The organism is Leptospira ainazelensis (assembly GCF_016918785.1).
Lineage (GTDB): Bacteria > Spirochaetota > Leptospiria > Leptospirales > Leptospiraceae > Leptospira > Leptospira ainazelensis.
Genome location: NZ_JAFFPT010000013.1, coordinates 138,152 through 151,276 on the forward strand (window position 1 = coordinate 138,152; position 13,125 = coordinate 151,276).

At 42.0% G+C, this 13,125-nt stretch carries 16 protein-coding genes; all 16 read left to right on the top strand.

Annotated elements, in window-relative coordinates:
• Positions 1-156 precede the first annotated feature (156 nt).
• The 16 genes from JWG44_RS03765 (at position 157) to JWG44_RS03840 (ending at position 12,929) form a co-directional block, all read left to right on the top strand.
• On the top strand, positions 157-777 hold the full coding sequence (locus JWG44_RS03765) for an LIC10173 family protein (RefSeq protein ID WP_205273641.1): 621 nt from the start codon (positions 157-159) through the stop codon (positions 775-777).
• Positions 774-1,025 (top strand): hypothetical protein, encoded by a 252-nt coding sequence (locus JWG44_RS03770; protein WP_205273616.1) that lies wholly within the window; start codon positions 774-776, stop codon positions 1,023-1,025. The genes JWG44_RS03765 and JWG44_RS03770 overlap by 4 nt, the downstream gene beginning before the upstream one ends.
• A gap of 63 nt (positions 1,026-1,088) precedes the next feature.
• A complete protein-coding gene (locus JWG44_RS03775; protein ID WP_205273617.1) occupies positions 1,089-2,576 on the top strand; it encodes a DUF2586 family protein in 1,488 nt (495 codons plus the stop codon).
• Positions 2,577-2,585: 9 nt separating this feature from the next.
• Entirely contained in the window at positions 2,586-3,020 is a 435-nt protein-coding gene (locus tag JWG44_RS03780) for a hypothetical protein (protein ID WP_205273618.1), read from the top strand.
• A gap of 46 nt (positions 3,021-3,066) precedes the next feature.
• On the top strand, positions 3,067-3,477 hold the full coding sequence (locus tag JWG44_RS03785; RefSeq protein WP_205273619.1) for an LIC_10177 family protein: 411 nt from the start codon (positions 3,067-3,069) through the stop codon (positions 3,475-3,477).
• 38 nt (positions 3,478-3,515) lie between these two features.
• Complete coding sequence (locus JWG44_RS03790; RefSeq protein WP_205273642.1) at positions 3,516-3,686, top strand: hypothetical protein; 171 nt, start codon at positions 3,516-3,518, stop codon at positions 3,684-3,686.
• A 20-nt stretch (positions 3,687-3,706) separates the two neighbouring features.
• Complete coding sequence (locus JWG44_RS03795) at positions 3,707-5,866, top strand: phage tail tape measure protein (RefSeq protein ID WP_205273620.1); 2,160 nt, start codon at positions 3,707-3,709, stop codon at positions 5,864-5,866.
• On the top strand, positions 5,863-6,408 hold the full coding sequence (locus JWG44_RS03800) for a DUF6046 domain-containing protein (protein WP_205273621.1): 546 nt from the start codon (positions 5,863-5,865) through the stop codon (positions 6,406-6,408). Before JWG44_RS03795 ends, JWG44_RS03800 begins: the two co-directional genes overlap by 4 nt.
• Entirely contained in the window at positions 6,405-6,776 is a 372-nt protein-coding gene (locus JWG44_RS03805; RefSeq protein WP_205273622.1) for a LysM peptidoglycan-binding domain-containing protein, read from the top strand. The genes JWG44_RS03800 and JWG44_RS03805 overlap by 4 nt, the downstream gene beginning before the upstream one ends.
• Positions 6,776-7,798: a hypothetical protein gene (locus tag JWG44_RS03810; RefSeq protein ID WP_205273623.1), complete on the top strand. Its 1,023-nt coding sequence runs from the start codon at positions 6,776-6,778 to the stop codon at positions 7,796-7,798. The genes JWG44_RS03805 and JWG44_RS03810 overlap by 1 nt, the downstream gene beginning before the upstream one ends.
• An 11-nt stretch (positions 7,799-7,809) precedes the next feature.
• Positions 7,810-8,382 carry a hypothetical protein gene (locus tag JWG44_RS03815; protein WP_205273624.1) on the top strand — a complete coding sequence of 191 codons (573 nt, stop codon included), beginning with the start codon at positions 7,810-7,812 and terminating at the stop codon, positions 8,380-8,382.
• Positions 8,382-8,747: an LIC10183 family protein gene (locus tag JWG44_RS03820; protein ID WP_205273625.1), complete on the top strand. Its 366-nt coding sequence runs from the start codon at positions 8,382-8,384 to the stop codon at positions 8,745-8,747. Before JWG44_RS03815 ends, JWG44_RS03820 begins: the two co-directional genes overlap by 1 nt.
• Before the next feature lie 78 nt (positions 8,748-8,825).
• A complete protein-coding gene (locus JWG44_RS03825) occupies positions 8,826-9,956 on the top strand; it encodes a baseplate J/gp47 family protein (protein ID WP_205273626.1) in 1,131 nt (376 codons plus the stop codon).
• On the top strand, positions 9,949-10,614 hold the full coding sequence (locus JWG44_RS03830) for a hypothetical protein (protein ID WP_205273627.1): 666 nt from the start codon (positions 9,949-9,951) through the stop codon (positions 10,612-10,614). The genes JWG44_RS03825 and JWG44_RS03830 overlap by 8 nt, the downstream gene beginning before the upstream one ends.
• Positions 10,615-10,672: 58 nt before the next feature.
• Entirely contained in the window at positions 10,673-11,395 is a 723-nt protein-coding gene (locus JWG44_RS03835) for a hypothetical protein (RefSeq protein WP_205273628.1), read from the top strand.
• Complete coding sequence (locus JWG44_RS03840) at positions 11,388-12,929, top strand: hypothetical protein (RefSeq protein ID WP_205273629.1); 1,542 nt, start codon at positions 11,388-11,390, stop codon at positions 12,927-12,929. The genes JWG44_RS03835 and JWG44_RS03840 overlap by 8 nt, the downstream gene beginning before the upstream one ends.
• The last annotated feature ends 196 nt before the right edge of the window (positions 12,930-13,125 follow it).

A 13,125-nucleotide genomic window follows, 5' to 3' on the forward strand; every position in this document is an offset into this window, starting at 1 on the left:
TTCGGTCCTTGCAAGATAGAAAATCTATCGTATTCTGTCTCTCGTATCCGAAAGATCAATCGTTCAAATAAAACGAGCAGAGATTTGAATTCTTTTGATTCGTGTGTTAGAAAATTGAATACGTTCGTACAAAGTGAGTAAACGGAAAATTAAATGATGAGATCCAGTCATATAAATTATTTAAAGTCTTTGATCGTTTCGATCAAAACTGCTCCGGAGCCCCCCGCTACGGAACTGGTATCCTTATTTCCGGAAGAAAAAATTCTTCTTACGGCGCCGCCAACGGCAGAATATCCGAGTCTGTTTCCCTTTTGTCTCATTCAACTTTCTCCACTTAGATCGATTCCGGACGGCAGGAGATTTCAAAAGTTATCTCCGGCCGTCCTAAGCGGTATAAAAAATTTACGTTATCTGAAACGGCATTTCATTCAAGAATATACTTATTCGCTTAATTTCTGGATGGCAAATTCTTCTAAAGACGTTTTGTCAACGGGATACGTGGGATCCGACGCGAGTCAGCTAGGGATCGTCGATCAGATTCTTTTGTATATTTCATATCATCAAAAATATCAGACTCCTCAAGACGTAACGTTAGAAATTCGATCGGGAGTTTCCGGAATCGTTTTTGATCCAACGGAAAATTTCGGTTATTATAATTTGAAGGCGGATATCGTTTTCCAAGACGGACTTTTTGAAACGGAATCGGTTCCTACTCTGGCTCAGGGAACCTTTGAAATCGAAGAGCCAACGGAAATAGGAACCTCGGAGGAACAATGAAAGCAGTTGAGTTTATTAAAAAGTACGAATTGAGCCCCGCACTTGCGGCGGGTTTTTTAGATCATCTTCGCAGAGATCCGGAGGAGGATGTGAAGGACGATATTCTTAAAAGTGCATATAAGGAATTTTCAGGAATCGATCCGGATGAAAACAAAGGCTTAAACCAAGCTAAGATAAGTTCGGAAGAAAAATCGGATTCTAAGATAAAAAATAGAGATTCGATTTCAAAAACCCAAACGACGAAGTAATCAAAATATAGAGCGGATCTTCCGCCAATTCTACTCAGTTGCTCTTAACATTAGGAGCGAATCATGTCAACAGGCGATGTGACAACCTACCATCAAGACGGTGGGATCAACTTCAACGACGTTAAACCTGATCGTGTCGGTTCCAAGGTTGGAACTGCAGAAAACGGAATAGCGAACAAAGTCTATGTTATCAATAACACACCACAAGCGAAGGACGTCTTCGGACGAGGGGAGCTTGTCGATTCTTTAGAACAATTTTTCGAAGAATTCGACGAAACAAAAGGTCAAAAATCGGTTCCGGTGTTATGCGTTCGTCCGGAGAACGACGTTGTTGGATCTGTCGCAGCGCCGGTAAAAACCGGAACTGGAGAAGCTTCTCTTCCAACAACGGCGGGCTCTCCGACAGGAAGTAGAATTGTTGTTTTGAAAATTACCAAGGCCGGCGCATCAGGAGTCGCGGAGTATCGGAAATCCGTGGACGGTGGGGCAAACTTTTCTGCTCCTCTCATTACACCGGCGAGCAGTTCTCCAATTTCTCTGGACGTAGGCGTCACCGCCGCTTTTACCGACGCGTCCACTCCGGCGAATACTTTCAAAGTAGGCGACGTTTACACCTTCACGATCAGCGGACCAAGTGCGTCTAACGCGTCACGTCTAACGGCTATCGAAGCGCTTAAAAGAGAATATGGGGCGTATTGGATTCATGTGCTCGGTCCCGCTACTAGAGCGTTTGCGATGTCTTGCAATGCAATTCTTGAAGAAATGGAAACCGAACATCATCTTCCTTCGTTTATCATTTTGGAAGCGAGAGGTAAGAATCAAAGCGAAACTCTGCCTGATTACTTTCAATTTATTCAAGACGAGTTTGATCCGTTTGCTTCTCCGAAAGGAAGAGTGATGATTGCGGTTGGAGAAGCTCGTTATATCAAAGGTGGTGTTAATGCGTCCGGCGGTTATTCCGCCGTGAAATCCGCAGGCGATTCCATCGGTGAATGGAGAAATTTCGCGACAATGGCCACTGCAAAAATCGCGGCGGCGCCTGTGAACGTTTCCATCGGCTATGTGAAAGATATGCGCTCTTTAACCTTCTCGGAGATTCGTTATTGGGACGAAGGATATAGAAACTATATGGATCTTCTTCACGATATGGGGTTGATGGTTCTGAAACAATACGACGACTACGACGGAATCTTTATCGCAAGAGATAAGATTAAGGCTGCGAGTGCTTCGGATTTCAAAGAACTTCCCGAAAGAAGACGGGCGGACAAAATGCACCGAATTCTTTATCGCGAATCTCTTCAATTCTTAAACATGGATACCGAAGTGGATTCCGGATCCGGCGGTTTGGATTATCTAAAAACTTACATCGACTCCAAAATTTCATCCGAGATGGAAGCTCCAGGTAGAAAAGAAATTTCGGGACATGAGATTATTTTGGATCCGGATAAGACTTTCAATACGGACCGCATTCTCAAAGCGAAGTGCAAGATATTTGTGAGCAACAGAACGAAAGCGATAGAATGGGAAACATCTTTCGCTACACCTAAATAGGAGTAAACAATGGCCTTAGAAGTAGTAAAGGAAAACTATAGTTTTACGAATTTGGAGCTAAAGCTGTTCGGATTCGACATGGTGAATTTTTCATCATTCACTTTCGATCACGCGGTTGAAATCGAGTTAACCTACGGTAAGTCCGGGGAGATAGTCGGATACACCACCAAGAATTACAAACGTAGCATCAGCGCCGAAATTTATTTCGAAGAGCTGGATCGTTTGACCCTTCTTGCTGCCCCTTACGGCGGATTGATCGAAAAACTTCCCCCGGCGCCGCTGACGGCGATCTTAAAGGCGGAAGGAAGACCCGACTTTAAATATATCGCTCCTGCGGTGAAAATCACTAAATACAACGCGGATGTGAAAAGCGGTAACTCCGGCGCGATAGCAGTTCCATTGGAAATCGCACTTCTGTCGATTCCTGTGATCACTTTCGCATAAGAGAATTTTAATATTCGTTCAAAAACTAAGAATAGAAGGAAAAAAGATGAACCCGTTAATCAGCTCAATTCCAGCTCTGAAGGAAGCCTTTGAAAAACTTCCTCAGCCGTATCAGAACATCGACGATGATTTTGTTTCACGAAACAAGGATGCGATCGAATCCATTAAGTCGCACTTTTCTGACAAAGGCGGTCTTCACGTGCTGGATGCCGGCGAAGGAAGAAAGATAATATGCAGAGTTCCTAATAAAACTCAAGTCGATGAAACGCTCGAGAAAGCGAGAAAGGAGAAACAAACGGATGTCGCACAACGTTTGACCGGGCAGTGTTGTCTCTATCCGAGTTTCGAAGTTGTTAACGAATGGGCGCAGGATTCTCCGGGAATCTTTATTCCCATCAGCAATAAACTGATCGAGCTGACTGCGACTACACAAGAGGTAACCGCAAAAAAGCTGTAGGTGAGAAGCTTAGGCGTCTTCGGTCCGGAAATGGTGCATTGGAAATTCTTCTGATGTATTATTTTCCGGGGAGAAAGATCGAATATCCGGAAGACGGAGACGAACGAGACGATTACGAAAGTCAATTAGCGGCAGAGTTGGAATTTATACAACAAGTTGAAATCAATACTCTACAACGTGCGATCGTAAAAGCGTTTAATGGTGATTAAAATTTTATCGGAAGTGGGATATGGCGGAAACGGACAATAATAAACTTAACTTTGTATTTACGATTAGCGATCTCGCTTCCGATAAAATCAGCCGGATCAATGAACAATGGGATACTATGAAGACATTGATCGGCGAAAACAAAAAATATTCAAACGAGTTTAAAAATGCGGTGGGTGAATTGGATTCTGCTTTTTTAAAAATGAAAAACGGTTTCCCGCTGATAAATTTGGGTGTTTCGATCCTGAAATTTAGTAAAGACTTATACGATGCAAGAATGGAATCCTCAAAATTAGAAGGGAATCTAAAAAGCCTTGGGCTTTCTGCGGAAGAAGTCGGTAACCTTTACAACTCTGCCCTCATTCTATCTACTGAAACGGGAATTTCATTTGAGACGATACTTTCCGCAATGAATAAAGTGAAAGCATCATTCAGAAATTTGAATGCTTCGGACTTAAAAACTTTAACTGAGAATGTCGCGAATGCCACTCTCGCATCCGGAGGGAATTTCTCGGATTTAACGGATAAGTTGATCGCTTCGGGGAATCAGGTAAAAGATTTTAACGGGGATATCAATAGGTTGAATCTCGGAAAATTCTCTGACATCGGTTTAACGTCCGCCAAGTTAGATACGCTTCCTTCTCAAATCAATCGAGTGTTTACAGCATGGAATAATTTCAAAATTCTTTTAGGTAAGGGCATCGAAGGTTCCGGCTTGGTAAAATTCGGACTGATTGGATCGATCCTCAAGGATCTTTTCAAAACGCTGGCGGATGGAATCGGCAAAGTAAATCTGTTTCTTTCGGAGAATCCGAAACTCGCCGAGTTTGCCGGCACCTTCTTTATGTTAGGCGGATCTCTCTTGATCGGAGCTGGCAGTCTGATGGTTTTCAAGGCGGTTGCGATCGGTTTTTTTGCGGCTTTAAAAGTCGCCGCTTTATCCAATCCCATCGGTCTTGCGATCGTAGGAATCGTAGCTGTGATCGCCCTCGTTATCACGTATTGGGACGAACTTAAGGAGGCAGCTATCTCCGCTTGGAACTGGATCGTGGATACTTGGAGTAATCTTTCCGGATTCGCGAAATTATTGATCGTCTGGTTCGCCCCGATCATCGGTATTCCACTGTTGATTCACGAGCACTGGGATACAATCAAAAGTTTATTTTCAACCGTCGGAAACGCGATTGCAACGGCCTTTGCTCCAATTGAACCGCATATTCAATGGTTTATTTCCATTCCTTCTGATATTCTTTCGAGTTGGAATTTCATTACAGATTTTTTTGGAAGCCTAGTTGATAGAATATTAAATTCCTTTAAAGCACTACCAACGGGGGTAAAGGAGATTCTTATACTTGCGATGGTAAATCCGATTTACGGAATAGCGAGTCTGATCTGGCAGGCGCTGAGTAACGTGATCGGAAACATTCGCAATCGAATGAAAGAATCCGGCAAAGGTCTTTTTACCGCGTTTTCTGAAGGAATCATGGACTCCATCTCGGATCTAAAAAAAACTATCACTTCTATCCTGAGTGTAATCGATCGTTTTCTTCCACATTCAAACGCGTTGGAAGGACCGCTTTCAAACCTAACGGGTTCAGGGCAATCCTTTGTCGATACGTTCTCACTTGGGATTAAGAATGGAAAGAATACGATCCCTGTTACTGTCAATCAGGTCATGACTGGATTTCAAAATAGTCTGGGGATGGCTAAAGAATCCGGCCTGTCTTTTGCGAAAACCGTTTCGGGCGGTGTGTTATCCGGAACCGCAACCTTGAAGAACGCAGGAAAGAATTTGTATGCGAAAAGTTTGGACGCAATTTCGAATCATTCCGATGCAAAAGAAGGTCCGCTCGCAAACACTTCCGGTTACGGACGCGCCTTTGTAAATACGATCGCTCACGGTATCCAATCGGAGACGCCCAAAATAAATCCAGTATTACAAAGATTCAATCAAACTCTAACTCCGGATTCAAAAGGAATTGTTAAACGAACATTAGAAAATCGTGAAACATCTGGAAGCGTCTACGGAAATTCAAAAAATGGGAGTAACATAAGCATAGGATCGATTGTCGGTCAATTAATTGTCGGCGATAGGAAAACAAATAAAAAGAAAATCGGAGAAATTCTTACCGAAGCTCTTTTTGAAGAATTGGATCGTTATGAGGAGATGGAATTAGCATGATCGGAGGAATTACACCGCCAGCTCTGCCCGCAGGATATATACCTCCGGAGATCATTACCGGAGATACTGACCGCTTGATCATAGGATCCGACTTTCTCAGCGAATATGAGTTTCCTTCGGCAACAAAAATCAAAGTAAGTCAGGAGAAAAAAATCGAAGTGACTTCGGTTCCGGGAGGGAAAGGAACCGTGAAGGAGCTTACTGGTTACGGCGATTGGAGAATTACCGTCGACTTCACAATTCTTGCCGCCGTTTACGGAGCGGGTCTTTTGGCGGCGCCTGCCAATCCATTGGTAAAAACGATGATTCAGAAGATCAAGGAATTAAAAAAGTTATGGGAAACGAATGCAACTTTGTATTTAAACCATTCTATGTTAAACGCATTAGGAATTAAGAATGTAATTTGCGAGACCTTTAGTCTCCCCGACGGTCCGATTCAATATAGTCAAGAGGTAAATATTACTTTCTTATCCGACGAGGAATACGATCTCGATCTCGCATCTTTGGATTCTAAGAATCAAAACGTGGAGTCCTCCTTATGAGCCAGTTTTACGTCCTAAAAAATACGGACACTTTGCAAAGGCTTTCAGCAAAATTTTACGGGAAATGGGAGTTGTGGAGACTTATCTTAGATCAAAATCAGCATATCGAAGATTGGAAAAATTTGCGTTCCGGAATCAGAATCGAAATTCCCGAAGCGATTACGGAAGACGTATTCCATACGATTCAAAAGGGCGATACTTATGAATCTATCAGTCTTCAATATTACGGTACGGAACATTTTTCCGGAAAAATCCGCGAAGATAACGAGAATAGACAACCGTATGAAAATATCGGCTCCGAACTCTTTGTAGGCGCACTGGTTTCGAGTGCGGAAGTCAAGAATGCAAATAGAAGGAATTCTTTCTAATGTTAACTTTGATTCAAGAATTAGAAATATCGAATACGAAATTTCCTGCGGTGACTGAGGTGACTCTTGAATCTTCGAGAGAAATTCCGACGGATACTCTTATTGTGAAACTTCCAAAATATAAGAATCTCAAAAAGGATTCGATTACCAAATTTGCAAAGGTTACTTGGAAGGCGGGCTATTCTAAATATGGTCTTATCCCGGAATTTAACGGTTATGTTCTTGAAATCAGTCCCAAGATTCCGTTGGAGTTGAAATGTGTGGACCCGTTCTTTTTCTGCCAGAGGAAAATAATGGATCGGGATTACCATCAAAAACCGTTGATGACGTTTCTGAAAGATTGTATTCATCCTCAGATCAAAGCGGATATTACGATCGTTGTGCGGGATTCGGATATCAAACAAGTTGTAGATATCACTTGTTCCAAAAAAACGGCGCGTTATGCGCTATCGATTCTTAAAAAGGAATACGGAGTCGATATATTTTTTCATGATTGGAAAATGATCGTTCAAAAAGCTTATGTTCATCCAAATTTATCGATTCAATCGAATTCGAAGAATAAAAACAAGAGCTCAGAAAAATATCCGATTTTTCAATTCGGTTTTAATATCATCGAGGACGAGCTGATTCCTAAAGAAAATAAACCGTTTCAAATCATAGTTCGCGGAGAAAATCCAAAGACAGGACAAACTTACAAGGGAACACACGGAAGCGGAGAAGCGAGATATTTTGAAATCGACGGATTGGATTCCCAAGAAGCGGTTAAACGCGCAAAGGAAATCTACAATGAAAAATGCGGATCCGGTTTTGACGGAAAATTCGTAACTTTCGGTTTTCCATCGGTTACACATTCACAAATTATAAATGTTCAGGATTTAGAGGATTCTAGTAGGAGCGCCAAAACTTTCGTAAACAAGGTAATAAAAAAATTTAACATCAACGGATATAGACAAGAGATCTATCCGGGCTTTTATCATGAGCCGCCTAAAACAAGCGCTGCAAAATCAAAACGGAAAAAATAAGAAGGACAAAAATGGCGGATAAAACTTTTATACAAGCGATCGTTCAGGCCTGGAAGATTGGGTTTCCTATGTATTTTCCAAAATCTGGAATCGTAGATTCTATCAACGAAACTGATAAAATTCTTACGATCAAATCCGGCGGCGATTTTATTTACAACGTAACTTGGATAGAACCGGTGATTCCAAGCGTCGGCTCTAAATGTCTTCTTGTTGCCCGCGAGAATCTCGATAAACGTTATACGGCGTTTGCCTTCGAGAAGATCGATTCTTTAAAAACTAAAATTGCGGATCAAATCGAAGTTGAAATTGAAGAGAATAAAGTTTTTATCAATTTTAAGAATACGATCAAAATCTCATTGAATGAAGACGCGCTTTTGTTGGATTTGGGTTCAAAAAAACTTAAGATAAACGGAGACATCGAACAGGACGGAGATTTTAAAACCAGCGGAAAAGTCGAAGCGGAAAAGGAAATTACCGCGAAAACGAATTCTCCCGAATCTGTCGGACTTTCTACTCACTTAACGGATTACACCGATACTCCGATCGGACCGTCCGTATCGAGCAAACCGAAGGCAGGAACCTGATGATAGATTTTGCGAACGATCCCGTAGTTTTCGGAGACCTTTTTTTAGATTCGTCGAACGACGATTTGATGAACGATTCAAATGCGATTAGAATCGTTCTTTCGGAAATTCGAGAGATGTTTGAGATGACCGTCGCCGATGATATCGATTATCCCGAGATCTATAGCAGACAACGATCGGCGGGAAATTCGACGGAATACTCGGATCAAGCCGGCAGAATTCGGGACGCTGAAAGAATTCTAAAATTTCATCCTGCGATCGACTATGGTTCGATAGACGTTAGTTTGAGTTTTGAAAATAGGATTTTGGTAACTTTTCGTCTTAAGACTGGAGAGTTCTTAAAGGGAGTCGTAATGGGTGTGTGATATATTTAAATAGAACAAAACTATTATATTCTAACTATTTTTTATACTTTATTTTGCAGTTTATCTTCGGGGGTGCAAATGAATTTGAATACAACAAAGGAACAGGTTCTTAACGATCATTTACAAATGGTGAAGGCTTCGGGCGTGTTTAAGAATCATACGTTCAGTCCGACTTCGAAAACGTTCTCTTTGATACGGGCGCTTTCTAACGCTGTTTTTTTATTTATCGATTCGGACTTAATATCCGTCCAGAAAGCTATTCATCCGCACACCGCGGAGGATGATGCGTTGCACGAACACTTGATTCGAAGAGGAATGCAATGGAAGCCAGCGCTTCCTTCGATTCTTAAAATAAGAATCGGTTCTTCCATTCAACCTGCGATCGATCGTGAGATTCCGCAGGCTTTGATCGTGACGACAGCCGGTTCGGAAGACCAAAGGATTCGATTCTTTTTGCAGGAATCTCTAATTCTTCCTGCGGGAATTTCAGCAGATGCTCAGGGAAAGTATTCGATCGAGGCTTTCGTTCAATGTACGTTAGACGGTCCGATCGGTAACGTCGTTCCCGGTTCCATTACATTGATTGAAAATCCACCGGAAGGAATCGACTACGTTGCAAACTTGGATGTAACTCCCGTTCAACAAGGTCAATTTAGAGAAACAAGAGCTTCCGTTCGATCTAGGTTGATGAACGCGGAAGGTGTCTCTTCCAAATGGACTTCTGCTTGGTATGTCGCGGAAGCGGAAAGTTTTTCTTTTACTAAAAGAGCGATCTTTAAAAGCGCAAAGACTTTGCAGACCGACGGGGAGGTAAAAATTCTTCTTCAAGGTTCCGTAGGACCTTTGTCAATTTCTCAGTTGAACGAAGTGAAAGATCATTTTAACGCGGAAGAAAACGATCCGGGCGGAGTCGCACACGTTTTGGTCGAGAATATAAACGAAACAGTAATCAACAAAACCGTAACCGTTAAGTTTTCATCTTCGGATACGATTCCAAGCCAGTCCGTTTTGGATCAGATTAAAGACGAGTATTTTTTGTCCCTTTCGGAAGGTCAGGATTTTATCGACGCTCAATTTAAGGCCTTATATCAAACTCTTCCAAATTGTATCGACGTTGAATTTAATCCGCTCGGGAACGTAGATGTACCAGTGGGTTCTTTGGCAAGCGTGGGATCAAGCTTTCAAGTATTAGGCGCCGTCTATGTCTGATCGTTTTCATTTTGATTTTGATTCTTTCGTTTGGAAAAACCAGAGAAGTTTAATTCGAAAGTTAGGAACTTCCAGTCTTTGGTATAAGATTCTAAGATCATTACTTTCAATTTTAGGAGATCGTGCTTCAAAACTTAGTTGGTTGTATCGACAGATGTGGCTCGAAACGAGCGACGGTTTTGGTTTGATTCTTTGGGGAACTCGATATAAAATCGCCAAACTTCCGGGAGAGACCGACGACTCTTATAGAAACAGGCTTCTTTTAGCAAAAACTTTCAAGTTGTCAATCGCTTCAGTATCATCAAAAAGACAAGTCATTCAATATTCTACGGGAGTCGCCGCAAATGAAATTCGATACTCGAAAGTTTATGAAAGTGACGATGCAAAGGAATGTTTTGTTATGGGGGGAGTTTTGGAAGGGAGAATGATGTCGCGAAAATATATTCTTTTTAGATATAGATTTTTATTTCCAAAACTCTCCGATTCGTTTGATAGAAGCTCATTGATTCGATCGATTGAGAACGTGAACATCGGAGGCAACGTCTGCGAATTATGGGAAGACCAAGGTTCGTTCGAACCTTTTGTCATGGGAGGGACTCTTACAAATAGATTCCATTCGAGAAGAGTTGAAAAGATCAAAGAATATTCAATTTATTAAATATATAAAAAGCGAAATCTTCGCCCAAACTACTCAAGCGCTCCAAATAGGAGCAATTATGGAAAAAATATTCGTTTACTCTTCCGAAGCCTTGGATGAGTTTCCGCAGTATAGTTTAAACGCCATACAGCTGGAAGTCGAATTGTTCAATCGAAACAAAGCCGAGAACGAAAAGAAAAAAATCTTCCAAGGAATTACATTTCCTCCGGAGGGATTCAAATTCGAAGCCGGAGAATTGAAGGCTTATTCGCTTTCGGAAAGGGCCGACCGAGGGTTGATCTTTATTCCCGAAGATCAAAAAATCGAAGAAGATAGACTTGTTCCTAAGACTCTATTAGAACTTCTTCAATGCGGACTTCTTACTATTTCAGAATATAAAGAAAAGAAAATTCTGAGTATAAATTCTAAATTTGACGAAGCGATGGAAAAAATTCTCGCTCGTTATTCTAAAACGGAACCTTTGTCTTGGCCGATCCTTACTACTCAGGCTAAGATTTGGGCGGAAGCAAATTTGCAAGAGAGAGAGAATCTAAAATCCACCTTGGCCGCGTTGGCAAGTGAATCCAAAAGTTATGAAAACGATGATATCACGGAACTTGCAAACTCTATCCTTTCGAAGTCCCTTTCTTTCGAAACTTACGTTGGAACTTGCAAACGTTTGAAGAAAGAATGGATTACTCAAATAAAGAACAACACAAAAACGAATGTCAGTGTTCTTTACAGCGAATTGGAATCGATTGTGATCGAGTATCCTATCTTTGAAGGAGAGAATCATGGATAAATTAGCAGGAATTGAGTTTCCGGGTTTAGGTAAAAGAGTTTTTCCGGAAGACTGGAGGAAGGAACAAGAATCTAAATCACAAGAGATTATAGATCGAGATCTGGATTTGTTGGGATACGGAATCCAAAACGGAGGAACGATCGTCGTCGGCTCCGGTAGCAACAGTGTGGATTTAATCGATACTCTGATCGCATACGATGTGGAGGGAAAAAGAATCGAGGCGGCTCCCGTTGCGGGAATTTCCGTTCCGAATAACGTTAACTGCACTTTGATCGTTCGACATAAGTTTCAAGAAACTGAATATGATAGTCCTTCCAATCTTCCCAGCGACGGATCGAATGTTTGGAGAGACAATTCCTTCGAAATTTTAGCAAGACAGGGATCTCTTGCGATTGGAGACATTCCTCTCCGAGAGGTTTCTTCCGATGTCTCCGGCGTTGTAACATTGGGAATGGATCTCAGAGTTTGGAGAGGAATCGGAAGGAGTCATATAAAGGACGGACAGGTCTCCGAAGAAAAACAAGCAAGCGAGGTCAAAACAGGCTTGGTAACCGAACTTCATACCGACCTTATCGCAACAATCGATCCTAACGTAAGCAACCCTCTTAATTTCGTAAAGGGAATCAACGAAGCCTATCTATATTCTAAGAATTTTGTGGAGGTAACTTTCAAGGAAGATCGAAAATTCTTAGGGGAGATGTTTTGGTTGGACGATTTAAGAGTTCCTTCGACAGATTTTCCTGCGTTTTGTTTGGCTTCCCCGGATCAGTTGATCCAAGCGAGTGGAGTAGGTGGAATGCCAGACTTGGTGAATTATTGGTTGAACAAACCCTTTCGCTACGATCCCCTCGGAACAAACGTGACCGACTTTGACGCGATCAGTTATTCAATTGCGAGTAACGTTCTGACCGTTACATTTGCAAATACTACAGCGTGTCAAAAGATGATTGATGCTTTAGCGGAGGACAATCTGGTCCACGGCTCTTTCACTCATTGGATGACGGGAACTCTTGTGCAGGCCATAGGCGGGATTCCGGTAAATACAACTTTGGCGATTTCAGCGCTTTCTTCCGCAAGTAGGACCATAAGTTTTTCGTGTGTTGCAGCGAATTCGAATGGTTCTCTTTCTGGTGTGAAGTTGAGATTCTACAAACATCGACTTCCTGACATTTCTCCTGGGACAACGATCACAAATCAAGTCAGACACTTTGCGGTGCAAGGGAGAGGTTTTGTTTCTGTGATGGATTCGGAAGGAGAATGGATTGGCGGATTAAGAAGAAGGGATCGATTTCAGGGACATGGGCATCAGCTCTATTTGAATAATGCAAACGCCTCAATCAATGGATCGACAGCCGCTCATAGCGGGTCCGGACCGGATACAATTGCGAGCAATAGTACGAACGGTTCATCTCCCGGAAATTCGATACGCGCGGCTGTATCGGAAGGATCAAGCGGTCAACCGCGTTACGGCAAAACAACCGATGCCAGAGGCTTGTCCGGATTTCCATACGTCTTTGCAAGAAGAGTTTTATGAGGTAGAGTGAATTCAGTTTAGGATTTACTGCGCGGAGACTCTTTAGTTCTTCGCATAAAAAAAGAAAAATAGAAAAAACTAAAATTTATACTACTCTACTCAATCGCCCTCCACGGAGCAAACATGGATAAATTATCAGGGATAGAGTTTCCGGGTTTAGGTAAAAGAGTTTTTCCGGAAGACTGGAGGAAGGAAC

Coding starts and splice junctions, on each gene's coding strand:
- JWG44_RS03765 (WP_205273641.1), top strand. CDS start 157: ATGAGATCCAGTCATATAAATTATTTAAAGTCTTTGATCGTTTCGATC.
- JWG44_RS03770 (WP_205273616.1), top strand. CDS start 774: ATGAAAGCAGTTGAGTTTATTAAAAAGTACGAATTGAGCCCCGCACTT.
- JWG44_RS03775 (WP_205273617.1), top strand. CDS start 1,089: ATGTCAACAGGCGATGTGACAACCTACCATCAAGACGGTGGGATCAAC.
- JWG44_RS03780 (WP_205273618.1), top strand. CDS start 2,586: ATGGCCTTAGAAGTAGTAAAGGAAAACTATAGTTTTACGAATTTGGAG.
- JWG44_RS03785 (WP_205273619.1), top strand. CDS start 3,067: ATGAACCCGTTAATCAGCTCAATTCCAGCTCTGAAGGAAGCCTTTGAA.
- JWG44_RS03795 (WP_205273620.1), top strand. CDS start 3,707: ATGGCGGAAACGGACAATAATAAACTTAACTTTGTATTTACGATTAGC.
- JWG44_RS03800 (WP_205273621.1), top strand. CDS start 5,863: ATGATCGGAGGAATTACACCGCCAGCTCTGCCCGCAGGATATATACCT.
- JWG44_RS03805 (WP_205273622.1), top strand. CDS start 6,405: ATGAGCCAGTTTTACGTCCTAAAAAATACGGACACTTTGCAAAGGCTT.
- JWG44_RS03810 (WP_205273623.1), top strand. CDS start 6,776: ATGTTAACTTTGATTCAAGAATTAGAAATATCGAATACGAAATTTCCT.
- JWG44_RS03815 (WP_205273624.1), top strand. CDS start 7,810: ATGGCGGATAAAACTTTTATACAAGCGATCGTTCAGGCCTGGAAGATT.
- JWG44_RS03820 (WP_205273625.1), top strand. CDS start 8,382: ATGATAGATTTTGCGAACGATCCCGTAGTTTTCGGAGACCTTTTTTTA.
- JWG44_RS03825 (WP_205273626.1), top strand. CDS start 8,826: ATGAATTTGAATACAACAAAGGAACAGGTTCTTAACGATCATTTACAA.
- JWG44_RS03830 (WP_205273627.1), top strand. CDS start 9,949: ATGTCTGATCGTTTTCATTTTGATTTTGATTCTTTCGTTTGGAAAAAC.
- JWG44_RS03835 (WP_205273628.1), top strand. CDS start 10,673: ATGGAAAAAATATTCGTTTACTCTTCCGAAGCCTTGGATGAGTTTCCG.
- JWG44_RS03840 (WP_205273629.1), top strand. CDS start 11,388: ATGGATAAATTAGCAGGAATTGAGTTTCCGGGTTTAGGTAAAAGAGTT.